The organism is Streptomyces gelaticus (assembly GCF_014649535.1).
GTDB classification, from domain to species: domain Bacteria; phylum Actinomycetota; class Actinomycetes; order Streptomycetales; family Streptomycetaceae; genus Streptomyces; species Streptomyces gelaticus.
Genome location: NZ_BMTF01000005.1, coordinates 361,992 through 380,487, shown reverse-complemented (window position 1 = coordinate 380,487; position 18,496 = coordinate 361,992). Strand labels below are relative to the sequence as shown.

Below are 18,496 nucleotides of genomic sequence, written 5' to 3'. Positions count from 1 at the left end.
CGCCGCATGACCCCACCACACCCAAACCACCCCAAACCCAACAGGGGCGCCTTGACGAAAGACATAGAGGCACCCCCGACAGCCGTAAGACCAGGTCAGGCCCGTGCTGAGAGATCAGCGCGGGCCTGTTCTGCTGTGCGGCCCATTCCGTGAGCGGGACTCCCTGCGGATCGGCGTCGATGGCAGTGCCTCGGTGAATCACGGTCTTCAACGAAGTCACCGACGGTGCGAAGAGCCGGACGGTCCAGCCGGTCGTACCCGGACCGGTCGGCGCCCGGAGCGATGACGCGCCCCGTGGACCTGAACCGCGTCGAAGAAGTCGTACCGGCCGACGCCACCGGAGTCCGGGAGGACGAACTCGGTGGCGGGCTCGTCCGCGCCTTCCACGTCCACGGCGCCCCTGGCGTCAGCGCAGCGGCTCGGGCAGTTCTTCCCGGTGGACGATGCCCAGGCACTGGGTCGCCCGGGTGAGCGCCACGTACAGGTCGCTGGTTCCGAAGCGCCCCGGCTCCACGACCAGGACGTGGTCGAATTCGAGCCCCTTGGCCTCGCGCGGGCCGAGCAGCACCACGGTACGGGTGAGGTCGGGTTCGGCGCCGGCCGTGACTCCGTCGAGCGCGGATGCGACCTCCTCGTGCAGGGCGCGCGGCGCGATCACCGCGAGGCATCCCTCCTCGGGCGTCAGCTCCGCGACGGCCTCCGCCACCGCGCCCGCCAGATCCGCACCGGCGTCCCGTGTCCACGGCGTCCGGCCGGTGGACCGTACCGATCCGGGCGGTTCGAACGAAGGATCCTCGGCACGTACGACCCCGGCGGCCAGCTCCATGATCTCCGCAGGCGTACGGTAGTTGACCCCCAGCCTCACGTGCTCGAAGCGGTCACCGACGTACGGCTCCAGGATCCTTTCCCACGAGCCGACGCCCGCTTCCTCGGAGGTCTGCGCCGGATCGCCGACCAGGGTCATCGAGCGCGTCGGTGACCGGCGCATCAGCAACCGCCATGCCATCGGCGACAGTTCCTGTGCCTCGTCGACGATGATGTGCCCGAACGCCCACGTCCGGTCGGCAGCGGCCCGCTCGGCCGCGCTCCGGTGGTCGGCCTCCTCGTGCCGCTCGGCCATCCGTTCGGCGTCGATGACGTCGTGGGCGGCCAGGACCTCGGACTCCTCGTCCTCGAACTCGTACGTCTCCGAACCCCGGGACAGATCCAGGAAGCCCTGCGCATAGGCGACCCGCTGCAGGCGATCGGCCTCGGCGGCGGCCCGCTCGGCGCTGTCGTCCGAACCGAGGAGCTCGGCCGCCTCGTCGAGGAGCGGCACATCGGCCGGGGTCCACTCACGGTCGCCGGGAACGCGCCGGATGGCCTCGGCGTCCTCCTCCGGCAGGTACAGGGGCTCGGCCAGATAGCCGGCGAGGAAGTCCTCGGGGGTGAGCACCGGCCACAGCTCCGCGACGGCGGCGTGCACCTCCTCGCTCGCGGCGACACCCTTGCCGAGCTGGGCGATGTCGTCCGGGCCGAGGAAGTTGGGGCCGCCGTACGGATCGGCGCCGATGCGTTCGGTGAGCTGTGCGGTGAGCGCGTCGATGACGTGGAACGCGAAGTACGGACGGGCGAGGTTGTGCGGCAGACGGGTTTCGCGGGCCGCCTGCCGGGCCTCGTAGGCGATCTCCCAGTCCAGGACGAGGTCCCCGTCGTCGTGCGGGATGACCACCGGCGCGCCGGGCTCGGGCAGCACCTGCCGGTCGCGTACGGCGAGGGCGAGCGCCTCGGCCATCCCCGCGCCGCCCTTGACGGCCGCCGCGCGGGGGGTGTCGGTGCCGTGGGCGTGGACACCGGGAAAGAGCTCGGCCTGCGTGGCGAGCATGACCCCGGTCTCGCCGAGGGCGGGCAGCACCTCGCCGATGTAACGGAGGAAGGCCGGATTGGGACCCACGACCAGCACCACGCGCTTGGCCAGCAGCTCACGGTGCTCGTACAGCAGGAAGGCCGCACGGTGCAGGGCGACCGCCGTCTTGCCCGTGCCGGGGCCGCCCTCGACGACGAGGACACCGCGGTGCGGGGCACGGATGATGCGGTCCTGCTCCGCCTGGATGGTCCGCACGATGTCGCCCATGCGGCCGGTACGGGCGGAGCCGAGCGCGGCGAGCAGCACGGCGTCGCCGCTCGGGTCCTCGAAGCCGCTGCGCTCGCGATCCCCGAGATCGAGGATCTCGTCGTGCAGCTCGGTGACCGTGCGGCCCTCGGTGGTGATGTGCCTGCGCCTGCGCAGCCCCATGGGCACATGTCCGGTGGCGAGATAGAAGGGCCGGGCGACCGGTGCCCGCCAGTCGATCAGAAGGGGCGTGTGTTCGGTGTCGTCCTCGCGAATTCCGATACGGCCGATATGGTGCGCCGTACCGTCGTGGAGATCGATTCGGCCGAAGCACAGTGAGCCGTGCACCGCGTTCAGGGCTGCCAGCAGACCGGAACGTTCGGCGACGAGCACATCGCGTTCGAGACGGGCCTGCTGCCCGTTCCCCACCGGGGTCGACGCGTCCTCGACGTGCTGCGCGGTGACCCCGCGCAGCGTGTCGACGCGGTCGTAGAGCCGGTCGATGAATTCCTGCTCCTTCTGCAATTCGCCGTTTGCGCGAGTTGACAAAATCGCTCCCTGCCGGATAAGGTGATTCTTGTCGGCCCCCTTTTCGAGGGGCCTTTTTTATGGCATACAGAACCATTCAATATACGTGAGAAAATCCCCGTTCCGCAATTGTGGAACGGGGATTTCCTGTGCTTATGGCGCGGTCCGCGGGCGTCGTAGGTCCCAGGCGGCAAGGGCCGCACGCTCCGCGGCGAGCAGCAGGGCGAGCGCGACGGCGGTCACCAGGCTCCGTCCCACGTCGGGGATCCACAGCAGTGCCATGGCCGGCGTGCCGCCCATGATCGAGGGCAGCCACCACAGGAGCGCCGCGAGGGTCAGCGTGGTGGCGAGCGACGCGGTGGTGGTCAGCGCGATCCTGCGCCGGGAGCGGGCGCGGGCCGCCGCGCGTCGTCGGGGCAGGCGGCGCAGGGCCGGGGCCCAGGCAGAACAGGAGGACAGCGGCGAGGCCGGCCGTGGTCCACGGCAGGACGAGGGCGAGGGGGTCCGTCGGCGTGGTGCGGGGACTCGCTCCGGAGAGCATCCGCGCCGCTCCGAACGCCGCGTCGCCGAACTCCTGGGCGCGCAGCTGGTGGTAGGCGTTCTGCAGGACGATCACGGCCCGGTCGCTGTCGGGCAGCATGATGACCATGGCGTGGTGACCGGGCAGCGCTCCGTCCTTCCAGACCATGCGCTCGCCGGTGCCCTTGAGCGTCCCGACCGACCAGCCGAGGCCGTAGCGGCCGACGCTGCCGGCGACATGGCCACGCTGCGTGTCGGCCGTTCCCTTCGCCGAGAGCACCCGCCGCCCGTCCAGCCGGCCGCCGTCGAGTTCGGCGCGGACGAAGCGGGTCAAGTCCCTGAGGCTGCCGCCCACATGGCCGAAGGGGACGCCTGCGGTGTCGTACGGGGCGTCGAACCGCACCGGGACACCGAAGAAGGATCGGTGGCCGGGCGTCACCCGTTCCCGCTCGAAGTCCTGCTCGGTGGCGACGACGTGGTCCATGCCGAGCGGATCGAGGATCTTCTCGTGGAGGTACGTGCCGAACGGTCGCCCCGAGACCTCCTCGACCAGCGCGCCGAGCACGGCGTAACCGGCGCTGGAGTACGCGTACGACTCACCCGGCGGGGCGGTCGGAGCGATCCGCGCGAGATCACGGACCGAGTCGGCGAGGGCGCCCGGTGCGTTGTCGTAGCGGTCGCCGATCTCGCCACTTGCGGAGGCGGGGATGCCGCTGGTGTTGGTGAGCAGGTGCCGGACCGTGATGCGGTCGGACATGTCCGGGTCGGCGAGCCTGAACCGGGGGAGGTACGTCCGCACAGGTTCGTCGAGGTTCACCCGGCCCGCCTCCACGAGCTGCATCACGGCGAGGCCGGTGACCGGCTTGGACACCGAGCCCCAGAGGAACGGAGTGTCCGGTGTGACGGCCCGGCCCCGGCCGTCCTCGCCGAAGCCGCGCTGGTGCACGAAGCGGCCGCCCTCGATCACGGCGAGTGCGGCGCCGGGCGTACCTGTCGCGTCGAGCCGGTCGCGGACGAACGCGTCGATCCTCCGCATGGCCCCTGCACCGTCGGCGTCCGTGGTGCGGGAGGCCGCGCCCGTCGGCGCAGTCGTCCGTGATTCCGCGCCCTGGGCTGCCGCGTCCGCAGGAACGAGCCCCGCCAGCGCACCCGCCACCAGTACCGCCCCGACCGACTTCCCCAGCCCTGTGCGCCATCGGCGCCCCTGTGTCCTGCCTGTCGCCGCCATGTCCGCAGCCACCCCCGGTTCGCATCCGTTTTTACAATATGAGCATATTGTTTAAGCCTCCTGCGAGATCGGTCGACGGTTACCCTGGCGGCATGCCGAAGGTCGTCGATCACCAAGCCAGGCGCGTCCAGGTCGCCGACGCCGTACAGGAGCTGATCACCGAGCAGGGGCTCGACCGGGTGACCGTGGCCCGGACCGCCGCCACGGCGGGCGTCTCCGTCGGCCACGTGCAGCACTACTTCTCGACCAAGGACGAGATGCTGCTGTTCACCCACGATCGCGTCGTACGGAAGATCCTCGACCGGGTCTCGGCACTCGGCGAGCGCGCGACGCGTCAGCGGCTGCCGATTCGCGACGTGGTCGCCGAAGGGCTCGCCGAGTGGCTCCCGGTGGACCCGCGTCGCCGCTCGGCACATCGGGTGGTGCTGGCGTTCCTGGGCCGCACCATCGACAATCCGGAGCTCGCGAGCGCCCATGCCGAGACGGGCCGGCTCATCCGCTCGATGCTCGCCACGGCCGTCCACAACGGACAGGAGTGCGGCGAGGTCCCGCCGGACACCGATCCGGCCCTCGCCTCCCTCGAACTCCACTGCCTGACCGAAGGCCTGGCCCTGGAGCTCGGCTCCGAGCCCGACGCCGATGCCTCCCGCGCCGCTCTCGACCTCGTCGCGGCGCGCGTCCGGGCCGCCTTTCCCGGCCGGTGCCGCCAGTACGAGTGATCTGCCACCGGATCCGGACCCCGGAGGGAGTCGCACCCGGCACCCAGCACCCGGAATGCACCTTTCGCACCCGCATGCGAGTCTGGTGATGGCCCATCGTCCGAGATCCGCAACAGGAGGCACGATCGTGGGCAAGAAGCAGAGTCGGCAGAACCGAGGCGCCCGCACCGGCGGCCACGAACGCAGCGCCGCTCCGGAAGCGAAGGAGCGGACGCGGCCGACGACCGAGCAGGAGACGGTGCGCTCGATCTCAGAACAGGTCTCCCACCGGAAGCAGCGGAGGTTCGGCCACAACTGACCCTCTGACCCACTCAGAACCACGACAACCGCCCTCTGCGGCGGCACCCCCTCGGGGACAGCCGCCGCAGAGGGCGGTTTTTTTGTGTTGCGGACACCCACTCAGGGGGTGCTGGACGGGATGCCGAGGAGCCGGGTGAGATGTGCCGAGGGGCACCACCGGGCGGGGCGCCCAAGGGGGCATCGAGCGGGGTGCTGAGCCGGTCCGCTCCCCGGATCCCGTAGGCCCGCGCGCCCGTTGAACAGCCGCGCGATGCCGCGTGAACTCTGGCCGAAATATCCCCTATTCAGGGTGCGGCCGGAGGTTTATCTACGCGCGGAGCCATGACGCCCGAACGATCATTCGGGCATATCAGACCAGTTCTTCCGCAGCTATTACCGGCCGGTACCGACAGCTGCTAGAAACATGGCGCTCCATCAACCCCCCACCCACCCCCCACACTTCGGAGGGCTGACAGCCATGTCAGTACGGAGATTCTGGGCGTCTGCATCCACTCTGGTCCTCGCCGCCGTGGCCGCGCTGGGCGTTGCCCAGCCGGCCTCGGCAAACTCCTCGGCCGCCACCGGCGGGTACGTTGCCCTCGGCGACTCGTACTCCTCCGGTGTCGGCGCGGGCAGCTATCTTTCCGACAGCGGCGACTGCCGCCGCAGCACCAAGGCCTACCCCTACCTCTGGGCGGCTGCGAACTCGCCCTCCTCCTTTGCCTTCGTGGCCTGTTCGGGTGCCACGACCAGTTCGGTGGCCGGGACCCAGCTGGGGGCGTTGAACTCGTCCACCGGCCTGGTCAGCGTCACCGCGGGCGGCAACGACGTCGGGTTCGCCGATGTCATGCAGGACTGCGTGCTGTCCGGCGAGGCCACCTGCCTCAGCAGCGTCGGCTCGGCCGTCTCGCAGATCCAGAACTCGCTTCCGTCCGGACTGAGTTCGCTCTACGACGCCATCCGGTCGCGGGCCCCGCAGGCCCAAGTCGTGGTGCTGGGCTACCCGCGCTTCTACCAGCTGAGCGGCAGCTGCATCGCCGGGCTCTCGGAGAAGGAGCGGTCGGCCATCAACAATGCGTCCGACGTGCTGAACGGGGTCATCGCCAAGCAGGCCGCCGATGCCGGGTTCACGTTCTCCAGCGTGGTCGACGAGTTCACCGGGCACGAGCTGTGCTCCGGTGACGCATGGCTCCACAGCGTGTCGTTGCCGATCTACAACTCGTACCACCCCAAGGCCGCCGGTCAGTCCGGTGGTTACCTTCCGGCCTTCCGCTCGGCCGCGTAGGACGCGGGCGACGGAGGTGCAGAAGCGCGGCGGGCTGCCGGGGGTTCTCCCGGCGGCCCGCCGCACTGCTGTCACGGCCCGGCGACGGGAGCAGACGGCGCGGCCCCCGGCCGGTGCAGGGCCAGGGCGGTGATCGCGGCGAGTACGGCGGTGGCCGCGGCTTCAAAGTCGGCGTCGGTGTTGGAGTCGGCGGAAGGCCGCCGGTGCGCCGGGCTCAGTACCGCTCGGCGAGATGCTCCCGGCCCGCCGGGGGCTCGTACGGCTCGGGCCAGAAGTCGGTGATCTCCGTGATCCGCCCCGCCGCGTCGAACACGAAGAAATGAATGGCGGGCAGCTCCTCGCCGCCGGCCGTGAACCGCGTACGAACGGCGGCCTGCCCGCCCTGGCCGTCGGCCACCACCTGCTCGACGCGGACACGCCAGTCCCCCGGGTACTCCCGGTTGAATCTCAGATACCGCTCCTTGCCGCGAATGCGCTCGCGGGTCTGCGGCAGGTCGTACAACACCTCATCGGCCAGCGTCGCGGCGAAGGCGTCCCAGTCGCGGGCGTCGGCCGCGCTCCAGTACGTCTCCACCACGGCGCGCAGATCGGCAGTCGTCGTCATGGGTCCGAGTCTGGACCCCGCCACTGACAATCGGCCCTCGTTCAGGAATCGGCCGCCCTCGACGCCTTGATGGAGTACATCAGCGGGATCCGCGGCCGGTCGGCGGGGAAGCGGTAGGAACCGTCGTCCTGTCGTTCCAGATCCGAGAAACGGGCGAAGAGCGAGGCGTCGTGCTCGTGCAGGAACTCGATCCGCAGCCCTGCGGCGGCCAGCGCCGACACCACCTCGCCGATCGGGTGCTGCCATTCGACGCTGCGGTTGTGGAGGGTGGGCGCGTCGAAGTCCGCGTACGTGCCGGGCGTTTCTTCCACCCACGCGTCGCGGCTGAAGTAGTCGTACTCGACCTTCGCGCCGGTGGCGTCGTCGAGGCAGTCCGTGATCGGGTGGAACTCCGCGAGATAGAGGAAACCGCCGGGTGCCACGAGCGATGCGGCGGTCTCGGCCCAACGGCGGGTGTCGGGCAGCCAGTTCAACGCGCCGATGCCGGTGTAGACGATGTCGTACGACGAGTCGGGGACGGCGTCCGCGGCATCGTGGACGTCGGCCGTGACGAACGCCGCCCGGTCCTGGCCGAACCCGAGCTCGCGGGCCAGGGCTCGCGCGGTCTCGACGGCCGGCTCGGAGAAGTCCAGACCGACAACCTGTGCGGCGCCGTGCCGGGCCCAGGAGAGGGTGTCGACCCCGATGTGGCACTGCAGATGCAGCAACGATTTTCCCGTGACGTCCCCGACCTCGGCGAGCTCGAAGTCGCGCAGGGCGTCCTTTCCGGCGCGGAAGGAATCGAGGTCGTAGAAGTCGCTCTTGGCGTGGATGGGGACCCGCTCGTCCCAGTGCGCACGGTTTGCCTCGTGCCAGTCGGCAGGGGTCGATGCATGCATGCCGGGAGGTTATCCACAGGCTGCGGACGAAGCGAACGAATTATCGGCGTTCCGGCGCAGAATGGGGGACATGACTGAGACCACTGGCTCGACGACGACCCCTTCCGCCCAGCCCCCCGCAGCGGCGCCGGAGTGGGAGCAGCGCTTCCGGGCGCCACGGATGTCGTTGCCCGACTGGGCGGAGGACGCACCCGACCGCGCGCTGTTCGTCTCCAACGCGACGGGGACGTACGAGCTGTACGCATGGGACCGCGCCACCGGGCAGCAGCGCCAGGTGACCGACCGGCCGAACGGCACGACGGACGGGGCGCTGACACCCGACGGGGAGTCGGTCTGGTGGTTCAGCGACACCGACGGCGACGAGTTCGGAGTGTGGATGCGCCAGCCGTTCCATGTCGGCGGGGACGGCGAGCCGGCCGCCCCGGTGGACGAACCGGCCACGCCCGGTCTGGGCCCCGCGTACCCGGCCGGGCTCGCCATCGGGCGGGACGGCACGGCGGTGGTCGGCCGCTCGACCGACGAGGACGGGACGACGATCCATGTCGTACGGCCCGGAACGGAGCCCGTGGAGATCTACCGCCACCGCGAGTCGGCGTGCGTCGGCGACCTCAGCCACGACGGGACGCTGATCGCCCTGGAACACACCGAGCACGGCGACGCCATGCACTCCGCGCTGCGCGTGGTGCGCCCGGACGGGACGACGGTCGCCGAGCTGGACGACACCGAGGGCGGTACGAAGGAGCTGGGCCTGTCCGTGCTGGGCTTCGCCCCCGTCGCCGGGGACACAAGGCTCCTGGTCGGGCACCAGCGGCGGGGCCGCTGGGAGCCGATGATCTGGGATCCGACGACGGGCGAGGAGACGGACCTCGGGGTCGATCTGCCCGGCGACGTGGTCGCCGAGTGGTATCCGGACGCCTCCGCGCTGCTGATCGTGCACGCCTTCGAGGCCCGCAGCGACCTCTGGCGGTACGAGCCGGAGGCGGGCGGCACCCCCGTCCGGGTGGAGACGCCTGCGGGTTCGGTGTCGGGTGCCACGGCCCGGCCGGACGGGACGGTGGAGTACCTGTGGTCCTCGGCCGCGCAGCCGCCCGTCATCCGGTCCACCTCGGGTGCGGTGGTGCTCGATCCGCCCGGCGCGAAGGCCCCGGCGTCCGTGCCGGTGGAGGACGTGTGGGTGGACGGGCCCGGGGGCCGTGTCCATGCGCTCGTGCAGCGGCCCGCCGCGCCGGCCGAGGGGCCGTTCCCCACCGTCTTCGAGATCCACGGCGGCCCTACCTGGCACGACAGCGACGCCTTCGCCTCCGGCCCCGCCGCCTGGGTCGACCACGGCTATGCGGTCGTCCGGGTCAACTACCGCGGCTCCACCGGATACGGCCGCGCCTGGACGGACGCGCTCAAGCACCGGGTCGGCCTGATCGAGCTGGAGGACATCGCCGCGGTGCGGGAGTGGGCGGTGAAGTCCGGCCTCGCGGACCCGGAGAAGCTGGTCCTGGCCGGCGGCTCCTGGGGCGGCTATCTGACCCTGCTCGGCCTCGGTACGCAGCCGGAGCATTGGGCCCTCGGCCTGGCGGCGGTCCCGGTAGCCGACTACGTCACGGCGTACCACGACGAGATGGAGGACCTGAAAGCGCTGGACCGCACGCTGCTGGGCGGCACGCCGGAGGAGGTTCCCGAGCGCTTCGAGGCGTCGTCCCCGCTGACGTACGTCGACGCGGTCCGGGCGCCGGTCCACATCTCGGCGGGCGTCAACGACCCGCGCTGCCCGATCCGCCAGGTGGAGAACTACGTCGACCGGCTGAAGGACCGGGACGCGGTGCACGAGGTGTACCGGTACGACGCGGGACACGGTTCGCTCGTCGTGGAGGAGCGGATCAAGCAGGTCCGTCTGGAACTGGACTTCGCCCGACGCCACCTGTCCCCGGAGCCGGGCCCGACCGGCGCGTGACGGCCGGGTGGGACGGGGCGTGACGGCCGGTGGGACGGGCGTCCGTCCCCTCCTCCCGCGCGCGGCCCGGGACACGGCCCTCAGTCGGCACCCCGCTCCCGGCGACCGGAGCGGGGACCGTACCGTGGAGGGGTGTACCGGTTCCTGCTGACCCCGCGATGGTGGGGGATCAACCTCTTCGTCGTGCTGGCCATCCCGTTCTGCGTGTTCATGGGCACCTGGCAGCTCGGCCGCTTCGAGGACCGCGTGCAGACGCACGACGCCGCCGAGAAGCAGCCCGCCCCAGGCTCCAGGCCCGCCGAGCCGATCGACGAGCTCCTACCCGTCGACAAGGTGACCTCCGGCCGCCCCGCCACCGCCACCGGCCGGTACGCCGACCAGTTCCTGGTGCCCGGACGGAAGTTGGACGACAGGAGCGGCTTCTACGTCCTGAACATGCTCCGTACGGACAGCGGCAAGGCACTGCCGGTGGTGCGTGGCTGGCTGCCCGGCAAGCCCGGCAGCACCGCCGTGCCCGCCGCACCGACCGGCGAGGTCACGGTGACCGGCGACCTCCAGGCTTCCGAGAACGCCGGCACCCCGGGGGTCGACACGGCGGGCGGGCTCCCCGACGGCCAGCTGGGCATGATCAGCGCCGCGTCCCTGGTCAACCTCGTCCCGTACGACGTCTACGACGCATGGGTGACCCTCCAGGACACGGGCGCCGAAGCCCGGGCCGGAGCCGGGACCGGGGACAAGGCGGCCGACGCGCTGCGTCCCGTACCTGCTGCCATGGCGCAGGGCACCGGGCTCGACCTGAAGGCCTTCCAGAACCTCGGCTACACCGGCGAGTGGTTCGTCTTCGCCGGGTTCGTGCTGTTCATGTGGTTCCGGCTGGTCCGCCGCGAGGCCGAAGCGGCACGCGACCTGCAACTGGGCCTCGTCCCGGAAACGGAAGCCACCTCGGAAGCGGAGTCCGGGTCCGGGTCCGGGTCCAAGTCCGGGTCCGGCAAGGACGCCGTGGGCACCGGAGCAGCCTGAGACGCGCACAGACGCAGAAGCAGACACACGCGAGGGGCCCGCCGGTCGACATCGACGGCGGGCCCCTCGTCTCATGCGTCGCACGTCGTCACGACATCCCCGAACGACATCCCCGACATCACGCGGTCACGCCACCACACCGCCACGGCGTCACGGCGCCACGGCGTCACGGCGCCGGAGCGAGTACCCCGGTCCGGTAGATCGTGCCCGAGCAGGCGTTGGCGATCTTCGCCTCCGCCACCGGTGCCCCGGCTTCCGGCGTGTGCGTCACGGCGACGCTGCCGTCCTGCATCCCGCCGCCGTCCTCGCTGCCGAACTGCAGGGCCGTCCCCGTCGTGCCGTCGTCGCTCCCCGAACCGGTACCGGCGGCCGCCGCGCCACTCGCACCGCCCGCGTCGTCGGTCGGTGTCGGGCTCGGCGAGCCTCCGACGGTCGGACACGTGTCCTTCGGTACCCAGGCGAACTTCACCTCGTACGCCATCGACGGCTTCAGCAGCACCGTCCCCTGCTCCTGCGAAGGGTCGGGCAGTCCGGCCGCCGCGTCACCCGCGGTGTGCTGAACGACCGCGATCCTGGCCGGGTCGGCCGCGCCGATCGCCTGGAAGCCCACGCTGCCGCTGCCGCTCACCGAGCACTCCGTGCCGGAGATATTGGCGATCCGGAAGGTTCCGTAGACCGTGCCGTCGGCACCGGGCGCACCGGTCTCGGCCGAGGCGACACCGAGCTGCTGCGGGTCGCAGGCCGGCATGGAGACCGTCGCAGGGTCGGTCGTGTCGGCGCCCCCGCCCGACAGGTGCCCGTCGGCCCCCTGGCCACGGCTGTCGGAGGGGCTGCTCGAGCTCGTGGGCCGGTCCCGGTCACCGCCGGTATGCCCGTCGGCGTCGCCGCCGCTGTTCTTGCCGCCGGACTGCGAGCCGGTGTCCGCGCCGTTGCCGCCCTGCGCCTGCTCGCCGTGTCCGGCCATCTCGGGGTTGGCGGCGTTCGAACCGTCGGAGTTCGCGACATGGACGAAGGCCGGCACCGCGGTGCCGATGAGCAGCGCCGCAGCCGCCAGACCGACGACGGCCTGCCGCCGCTTCGCGCGCCGGACGGGAACCGCGCGCTGCAGATGGGCGAGCGTGCCGTCGCTGGGCTCGATGTGCTGGACGGCACCGCGCAGCATGCGGCGCAGCGCGACCTCGTCGAGGTCCGCACCGTCACCGGCTCCCGGGCCGCCGAGTAGGACCGCGTCCGGACCCGAGCCGAAGAGACTGCTCAGACTGCCGAGCTCAGCGGTCTCGGCCGCCCCGGCAGATTCAGCAGCCCCGTCAGCTCCGTCGATCCCATCCATCCCGTCAGTCCCGTCAGCCCCGGCGCCGACGGCCGCCGCGTCCGCGTCCCGGTCCACCCGCGAGGCATTCTCCGGCCCGTGGTTCACAATTCCTTTTCCAGTCCGGTCAATCCGACGCTCACGTTCGGGGCCGTGTTCACGTTCATCAGGGCCCTGTCCGCGTTCATCAGGGCCGTTCTCGTACTCGCGGTCGCGCCGGCTCATCCCTGTGCCTCCATCACGACGCGCAGCGCCGCGATCCCGCGGGAGCCGTAGGCCTTGACCGAGCCCAGGGATATCCCCAGCGTCTCGGCCACCTGGACCTCCGTCATGTCCGCGAAGTAGCGCAGCACCAGAACCTCCCGCTGACGCCGTTGCAGCCCCCGCATCGCCTTGATCAGCGCGTCGCGCTCCAGCTGGTCGTACGCACCCTCCTCAGCGCTCGCCATGTCCGGCATGGGCTTGGAGAGCAGCTTCAGCCCGAGGATGCGGCGGCGCAGTGCGGAACGCGAGAGGTTGACGACGGTCTGGCGCAGATACGCGAGCGTCTTCTCCGGGTCCCGTACCCGGTTGCGCGCCGAGTGCACCCGGATGAACGCCTCCTGCACCACGTCCTCACAGGAGGCCGTGTCGTCCAGGAGCAGGGCCGCGAGACCGAGCAGCGAACGGTAATGAGCCCGATAGGTCTCGGTGAGATGGTCGACGGTGGTTCCGGCAGCCACGCTCTCCTCAGCGCCCTCGCGCTGCGAGGGCAGCCGTGCGGGGCGCGCAGCGGGCATGGGCGCAATCACCGGCATACCGCCGGGTGCGCGGGGCCGTCGGAGCGGACGCACCGAAGCGCCGCGCAAGGAGCCCACCACTGTGATTTCGAGAACCTCTGCCACGCCAGTTGGACACGTTTCCCCCCGTCAGGGTTGTACGCGCGCGGCACCGCGTTCGGCGCTGTGCGACATGCCCTCATACGTACCTGCTCTTCCCCGAATACCCCGAATGTGCGCCCCGCCGCGCCAGAAGTGACGGCATAGACGCACACTCCCCGGCCAGTGGTTGCAGCAGGCCGAAAGTCATCGTCGGATACCCGACACCCCAGCTCAAGAGGTTGAGACGTTCAACTTACCCACAGAGCATTCACAGAGAGTACAAAACAGGTTCGATCAGGACCGGGGGAACTCCGCGGCCACCGCTTCGGCGATCTGCGCCACGTTCAAAGCCGCGCCCTTGCGGAGGTTGTCGCCGCAGACGAACAGCTCCAGACCTCGCGGATCGTCCAGCGACCTGCGCACTCTCCCGACCCAGGTCGGATCGGTGCCGACGACGTCGGACGGGGTCGGGAAGTCCCCCGCCGCCGGGCTGTCGTACAGCACCACCCCCGGTGCCGTCGCCAGGATCTCGTGGGCCCGGTCGACCGCGATCTCGTTCTCGAACCGGGCGTGCACGGACATCGAGTGCGTCGCGACGACGGGTACGTACACACAGGTCGCCGCGACCCTCAGGTCCGGCAGGTCCAGGACCTTGCGGCACTCCTCGCGGATCGCCAGCTCCTCCGACGACCAGCCGTCCCCGGCCTCGGTCCCGGCCCAGGGCACCACATTGAGGGCCACCGGGGCGGCGAAGGGACTGCCTTCCGTCTCCCCCAGGGCCCTGCGTACGTCCCCGGGCTTCGTGCCCAGTTCCGTACCGGCAACCATCGACAGCTGTTCGCGCAGCGCCGCGACACCGTCCCGGCCCGCCCCGCTCACCGCCTGGTACGAGGAGACGACCAGCTCCCGGACGCCGAATTCGGCGTGCAGCGCACCGACCGCGACGATCAGCGCGAGCGTCGTGCAGTTCGGGCTCGCGACGATGCCGCGTGGCCGGATCCGTACGGCATGCGGATTGATCTCGGGCACGACCAGCGGAACGTCCGCGTCCAGTCGGAACGCGGCGGAGTCGTCGATGACGACGGTGCCCTTGGCGGCGGCGATCGGAGCCCACTGCGCGGAGACCTCGTCGGGCACCAGGAACAGCGCCACGTCCACGTCGTCGAAGACCTCCTCGGTGAGTTCGAGGACCTCGCTCTCCTCGCCGCGCACGACCAGCTTGCGACCGGCCGAACGCGGCGAGGCGATCAGCTTCACCTCGCCCCAGACATCCGCGTGCTGCGAAAGGATCTGGAGCATGACGCCGCCGATCGCCCCGGTCGCTCCGACGACCGCGAGCGAGGGACGGCGCGCGGTCATCGGCCGGTGCCCCCGTAGACGACGGCCTCATCGGAGTCGCTGTCCAGGCCGAAGGCGGTGTGTACGGCGCGCACGGCCTCGATGACGTCGTCGGCGCGGGTGACCACCGAGATGCGGATCTCGGACGTCGAGATCAGCTCGATGTTCACGCCGGCGTCCGACAGTGCCTCGAAGAAGCCCGCCGTGACCCCCGGGTTGGTCTTCATACCGGCGCCGACCAGGGAGATCTTCGCGATCTGGTCGTCGTAGCGCAGCGATTCGAAGCCGATGCTTCCGCGGTTGCGCTCCAGGGCGTCGATGGCCTTGCGGCCCTCGGCCTTCGGGAGCGTGAACGAGATGTCGGTCAGACCGGTCGACGCGGCGGAGACGTTCTGCACCACCATGTCGATGTTGATCTCCGCATTGGCGATCGTGCGGAAGATCGCGGCGGCCTCGCCCGGCTTGTCGGGCACGCCGACGACGGTGATCTTGGCCTCGGAGACGTCATGGGCGACTCCGGAGATGATCGCGTGCTCCACCTTCTGGTCCCCTTGCGGCTCGTTGCTGACCCAGGTCCCGCGCAGTCCGGAGAAGGACGAGCGGACGTGGATCGGGATGTTGTAGCGGCGTGCGTACTCCACGCACCGGTGCAGCAGCACCTTGGAACCGGACGCGGCCAGCTCCAGCATGTCCTCGAAGGAGATCCAGTCGATCTTCCGGGCCTTCTTCACGACCCGCGGGTCGGCGGTGAAGACACCGTCCACATCGGTGTAGATCTCACAGACCTCGGCGTCCAGCGCGGCCGCGAGCGCGACGGCGGTGGTGTCGGACCCGCCGCGGCCGAGGGTGGTGATGTCCTTCTTGTCCTGGGACACCCCCTGGAACCCCGCGACGATCGCGATGTTCCCCTCGTCCAGCGCCGTACGGATACGGCCCGGCGTCACATCGATGATGCGCGCTTTGTTGTGGACCGAGTCGGTGATGACGCCCGCCTGGCTGCCGGTGAAGGACTGGGCCTCGTGGCCCAGGTTTTTGATCGCCATCGCCAGCAGGGCCATGGAGATCCGCTCTCCGGCGGTCAGCAGCATGTCGAACTCACGCCCGGCAGGGATCGGGGATACCTGCCCGGCGAGATCGATCAACTCGTCCGTCGTGTCGCCCATCGCCGACACCACGACAACCACCTGGTTGCCGTTCTTCTTGGCATCGACGATTCGCTTGGCGACGCGCTTGATGCCCTCGGCATCGGCTACGGAGGAGCCTCCGTACTTCTGCACGACAAGGCCCACGTGCGCTCCTCGCTCAGTCCATTACTGCGGTCGACTCAGTTTAACGAGCAGTCCGGAATCGCCCCGCTGATACCACATGGTGAGATGTCCCGCTCAGCACGTGATCATCGGCGTGCCGTCCGGACTGCTCGTTACAGGCCCTGCCCGCCGGGCAGCCCCGCACTCCCGTATGTGGTCCAGCCCACACGGCCGGCGGCCCGGGTCCACGATTCGGCCTCCCTCCACCTCCAGCGTGGACCGGAACCCGACCGTCCGCCCTTCGGGGCCCCGCCCTGCGCAAGCCGCTGCGCGTACTGCCTCCTGCTCCTCGCCCTGGCCGCGCCCCCCGCACGACGGCGACCTGCGGTGCGACGGGGGTGAGAACGGGGCACGCCGGGCGTGGGACCTGCCCGCCGCGCCCCCCAGCTCACGCGGCGCCCGCTACCACAGAGCGCTGATCTCGCTGGCGGTCAGCGCGCCGGAGAAGGCCCGGACCTGGTCCACGGCCCCGTGCAGGTACTCGCCCCACCCGTCGGCCGTACGTCCCCGGCCCACCTGGAGGCCGCCGCCGCTGGTCCAGCCGTCTCGGAACTCGGCGGTGCCCGCGGTTTCGGCGTAGCCGTCCACGAAGAGCGTGATCCGGTCCGCCGCGGTGTCGTGGACGACCGCGATCCGGTGCCCCGCGCCCTGGCCGCCGTCGGGCTCCGCGTACCGGGCGACCACCGTCTCGGCCGCTCCCGGCCCGTCCGCGTGGGACATCACCAGTTCCCAGCTGGCGGTGGACGGCTCGTAGCGCACCTTGAAGGCGTCGCCGTGCGCCCCTCCCTGGGAGAGGACGGTCATCGGGTGGTCCGGCTCCTGGTCGGCCAGCCGCACCGTCGCGCTCACCGTGAAGCTGTCACCGGTGTCGACGACCGGCTTCTCCGTGGCCGCGTAGCCCGAGACACCGTCCAGGTTCAGATGGCCCTCGTCCGCGAGGGGCCAGTCCCCGGGGTTGCAGTCGGGGTCCAGCGGATCGCACGTCTCGTCCGTCCGGAAGATCGAGGCGCCCGGGCCGAGCTTCAGCGGCTGCCCGCCGTCCGACTCGGCGCTGATGCCGCCGGGGGCCGTCTCCAGCGCCCAGTGGCCGAGCAGCTGTGCCTTACGGGTGCCGAGTCCCGCGACCTCGTCGGCCACCGCCACACGGTCGTAGACCCGTACGTCGCCGACCTCGCCCTGCCAGCGGTCCCGGTAGCCGGCCGCGCCCTGGGCCCGCCCGATCTGGAAGCTCCCGTCGCCCGCCGCCGGGGTCACGGTCCGCTCGTCGCCCACCGCCCTGCCGTTGACGTACAGCCGGGCCTTGCCCGTCCGGGCGTCGTACCGTCCGAGCACATGCGCCCACTCACCCGTCTCGGGCACGCCCCCGGTCAGCGGTGTACCGCCGACGGCGAACGACCAGACCGGCTTGCCGTCGTCCTGCCGGAGGCCCAGTGTGAATGCGGGCCCCTGACCGGTGTCCTGGCTGACGACAGTCCGGGTGCCGTCCACCGCGGCGGGCCGCACCCAGGCCCCCACCGAAAAGGTCCCGCCCGGCGCGACGACCGGGGCGTCCGGCGTCAGGAAACCGTGCCCCGTCCCGTCCAGGCTCACCGAGGAGGTCAGATCCGTGCCGGACGGAGCGGTCCCGGCGAACGCGGCTCCCGCTCCGGCACGGGCCACCGGACCGGCCTCGGCGGCGGCCGTGTGCGAGCCCGCCGCGTCGGCCAGCTTCCAGCGCGCGGCCGGTGCCCGCCCGGAGCCCACCCGGAACTGGTAGTTCGTGGGCGTGCTGCCGTTGCCCGCACGGTCGAACGCCTGGACCTCCAGGCCGTGGGGCCCGGCCGACTCCGGGAGGTAGTCGATGTCCGCCGCACGGTCCGGGCCCGACGCCTGGACGGTCAGCTGCCGGCCGCCCCGAAAGTTGTACCGGTAGAACTCGACGTCCTCGGACGGCGAGGTGACGTGGAAGGTCCCGTGAACACCGACGCCGTCCGTCCAGGCGTCACCGTCCGGATAGTCGGCCGACGACACCACCGGGGCCCGGGGGGCCTCGCGGTCGTACACGAACTCGCAGGCCGCGCCCGCGCCCTCGGAACTCCAGGGCGAAACCGTCCCGCCGCTGAGGGCACGCACGTGCCACGAGACCACGGTGTCGGCCGGGATCCCCTCGGGCAGCTGCCAGGAGAACACCGACCCCTGGGGCTTGGCAGTCGTGGTCGCCTGCCGGCGCTCGGTGCCGCCGTCGGCCGCCCACCACGCCTCGAACTCGGCCGCGACCGGAGGGGCGTCCGGCTGCCCGCCGTTCACCGGGTCCGACAGCACGGCCCGCAGCGACGGCGTGGCACGGACGTACGCCTTGGTCTCCCCGGCCCCGCACGCCCGGCCGCCGGTCTCCAGCTCCGAGGCCCACGACCGGTCGGGAGCCGGGTCGGCGACCGCGACCGCCATCCCCTGCGTCGTCAGCGCCACCCCCGCGACCAGCGACAAGGCCCCCAGCCGCGCCGATCTCCGACGGCCCGCACCACTTGTTTCACGCATACACCCTCCCTCGTCACGTTCTGTGAGCACCACAGAACATCGGGAGGCTAGCAACGCGCGCCGACAAC

14 protein-coding genes are annotated in these 18,496 nt (G+C 71.1%); 5 read left to right on the top strand and 9 right to left on the bottom strand.

Going from position 1 to position 18,496, the window contains the following annotated elements; translation table 11 throughout:
• Positions 1-406 precede the first annotated feature (406 nt).
• The gene (locus IE107_RS10600; RefSeq protein WP_189543469.1) at positions 407-2,617 is read right to left on the bottom strand and encodes a HelD family protein; all 2,211 of its coding nucleotides are present in this window, start codon (positions 2,615-2,617) and stop codon (positions 407-409) included.
• A 100-nt stretch (positions 2,618-2,717) separates the two neighbouring features.
• Entirely contained in the window at positions 2,718-4,367 is a 1,650-nt protein-coding gene (locus tag IE107_RS10595) for a serine hydrolase domain-containing protein (protein WP_189543428.1), read from the bottom strand.
• 92 nt (positions 4,368-4,459) lie between these two features.
• Here IE107_RS10595 and IE107_RS10590 point away from each other — a divergent pair, with 92 nt between their 5' ends.
• From IE107_RS10590 to IE107_RS10580, 3 genes are all read left to right on the top strand, one after another.
• Positions 4,460-5,086, top strand: coding sequence for a TetR/AcrR family transcriptional regulator (locus IE107_RS10590; RefSeq protein WP_189543427.1), 627 nt, complete (start codon positions 4,460-4,462; stop codon positions 5,084-5,086).
• A gap of 127 nt (positions 5,087-5,213) precedes the next feature.
• A complete protein-coding gene (locus IE107_RS10585) occupies positions 5,214-5,384 on the top strand; it encodes a hypothetical protein (RefSeq protein WP_189543426.1) in 171 nt (56 codons plus the stop codon).
• Positions 5,385-5,843: 459 nt separating this feature from the next.
• Positions 5,844-6,650, top strand: a complete 807-nt coding sequence (locus IE107_RS10580; protein ID WP_189543425.1) for an SGNH/GDSL hydrolase family protein — start codon at positions 5,844-5,846, stop codon at positions 6,648-6,650.
• Positions 6,651-6,864: 214 nt separating this feature from the next.
• Here the strand turns inward: IE107_RS10580 and IE107_RS10575 are convergent, their stop codons facing one another.
• Positions 6,865-7,254: a nuclear transport factor 2 family protein gene (locus tag IE107_RS10575; RefSeq protein ID WP_189543424.1), complete on the bottom strand. Its 390-nt coding sequence runs from the start codon at positions 7,252-7,254 to the stop codon at positions 6,865-6,867.
• A gap of 41 nt (positions 7,255-7,295) precedes the next feature.
• The gene (locus IE107_RS10570) at positions 7,296-8,132 is read right to left on the bottom strand and encodes a class I SAM-dependent methyltransferase (protein ID WP_189543423.1); all 837 of its coding nucleotides are present in this window, start codon (positions 8,130-8,132) and stop codon (positions 7,296-7,298) included.
• A gap of 70 nt (positions 8,133-8,202) precedes the next feature.
• On the opposite strand from IE107_RS10570, the gene IE107_RS10565 reads away from it, so the two are divergent.
• Both IE107_RS10565 and IE107_RS10560 read left to right on the top strand, forming a co-directional pair.
• A complete protein-coding gene (locus IE107_RS10565) occupies positions 8,203-10,077 on the top strand; it encodes a S9 family peptidase (protein ID WP_189543422.1) in 1,875 nt (624 codons plus the stop codon).
• A gap of 132 nt (positions 10,078-10,209) precedes the next feature.
• Positions 10,210-11,097, top strand: coding sequence for an SURF1 family protein (locus tag IE107_RS10560; RefSeq protein ID WP_189543421.1), 888 nt, complete (start codon positions 10,210-10,212; stop codon positions 11,095-11,097).
• Between the two features lie 166 nt (positions 11,098-11,263).
• Here the strand turns inward: IE107_RS10560 and IE107_RS10555 are convergent, their stop codons facing one another.
• The 5 genes from IE107_RS10555 to IE107_RS10535 form a co-directional block, all read right to left on the bottom strand.
• Positions 11,264-12,427 (bottom strand): hypothetical protein, encoded by a 1,164-nt coding sequence (locus IE107_RS10555; RefSeq protein ID WP_308434218.1) that lies wholly within the window; start codon positions 12,425-12,427, stop codon positions 11,264-11,266.
• A 200-nt stretch (positions 12,428-12,627) separates the two neighbouring features.
• Positions 12,628-13,203 (bottom strand): SigE family RNA polymerase sigma factor, encoded by a 576-nt coding sequence (locus IE107_RS10550; RefSeq protein WP_148840622.1) that lies wholly within the window; start codon positions 13,201-13,203, stop codon positions 12,628-12,630.
• A gap of 357 nt (positions 13,204-13,560) precedes the next feature.
• The gene (locus IE107_RS10545) at positions 13,561-14,625 is read right to left on the bottom strand and encodes an aspartate-semialdehyde dehydrogenase (protein WP_189543420.1); all 1,065 of its coding nucleotides are present in this window, start codon (positions 14,623-14,625) and stop codon (positions 13,561-13,563) included.
• Positions 14,622-15,893 carry an aspartate kinase gene (locus IE107_RS10540; RefSeq protein WP_189543419.1) on the bottom strand — a complete coding sequence of 424 codons (1,272 nt, stop codon included), beginning with the start codon at positions 15,891-15,893 and terminating at the stop codon, positions 14,622-14,624. The genes IE107_RS10545 and IE107_RS10540 overlap by 4 nt, the downstream gene beginning before the upstream one ends.
• A gap of 420 nt (positions 15,894-16,313) precedes the next feature.
• Entirely contained in the window at positions 16,314-18,428 is a 2,115-nt protein-coding gene (locus IE107_RS10535; RefSeq protein WP_229866825.1) for a LamG domain-containing protein, read from the bottom strand.
• Positions 18,429-18,496: the final 68 nt, after the last annotated feature.

What these genes read in the sequence shown, in the direction of transcription:
- IE107_RS10595 (WP_189543428.1), bottom strand. Translation starts at nt 4,367, where the DNA reads ATGGCGGCGACAGGCAGGACACAGGGGCGCCGATGGCGCACAGGGCTG.
- IE107_RS10590 (WP_189543427.1), top strand. Translation starts at nt 4,460, where the DNA reads ATGCCGAAGGTCGTCGATCACCAAGCCAGGCGCGTCCAGGTCGCCGAC.
- IE107_RS10580 (WP_189543425.1), top strand. Translation starts at nt 5,844, where the DNA reads ATGTCAGTACGGAGATTCTGGGCGTCTGCATCCACTCTGGTCCTCGCC.
- IE107_RS10575 (WP_189543424.1), bottom strand. Translation starts at nt 7,254, where the DNA reads ATGACGACGACTGCCGATCTGCGCGCCGTGGTGGAGACGTACTGGAGC.
- IE107_RS10570 (WP_189543423.1), bottom strand. Translation starts at nt 8,132, where the DNA reads ATGCATGCATCGACCCCTGCCGACTGGCACGAGGCAAACCGTGCGCAC.
- IE107_RS10565 (WP_189543422.1), top strand. Translation starts at nt 8,203, where the DNA reads ATGACTGAGACCACTGGCTCGACGACGACCCCTTCCGCCCAGCCCCCC.
- IE107_RS10555 (WP_308434218.1), bottom strand. Translation starts at nt 12,427, where the DNA reads ATGGATGGGATCGACGGAGCTGACGGGGCTGCTGAATCTGCCGGGGCG.
- IE107_RS10550 (WP_148840622.1), bottom strand. Translation starts at nt 13,203, where the DNA reads ATGCCGGTGATTGCGCCCATGCCCGCTGCGCGCCCCGCACGGCTGCCC.
- IE107_RS10545 (WP_189543420.1), bottom strand. Translation starts at nt 14,625, where the DNA reads ATGACCGCGCGCCGTCCCTCGCTCGCGGTCGTCGGAGCGACCGGGGCG.
- IE107_RS10535 (WP_229866825.1), bottom strand. Translation starts at nt 18,428, where the DNA reads ATGCGTGAAACAAGTGGTGCGGGCCGTCGGAGATCGGCGCGGCTGGGG.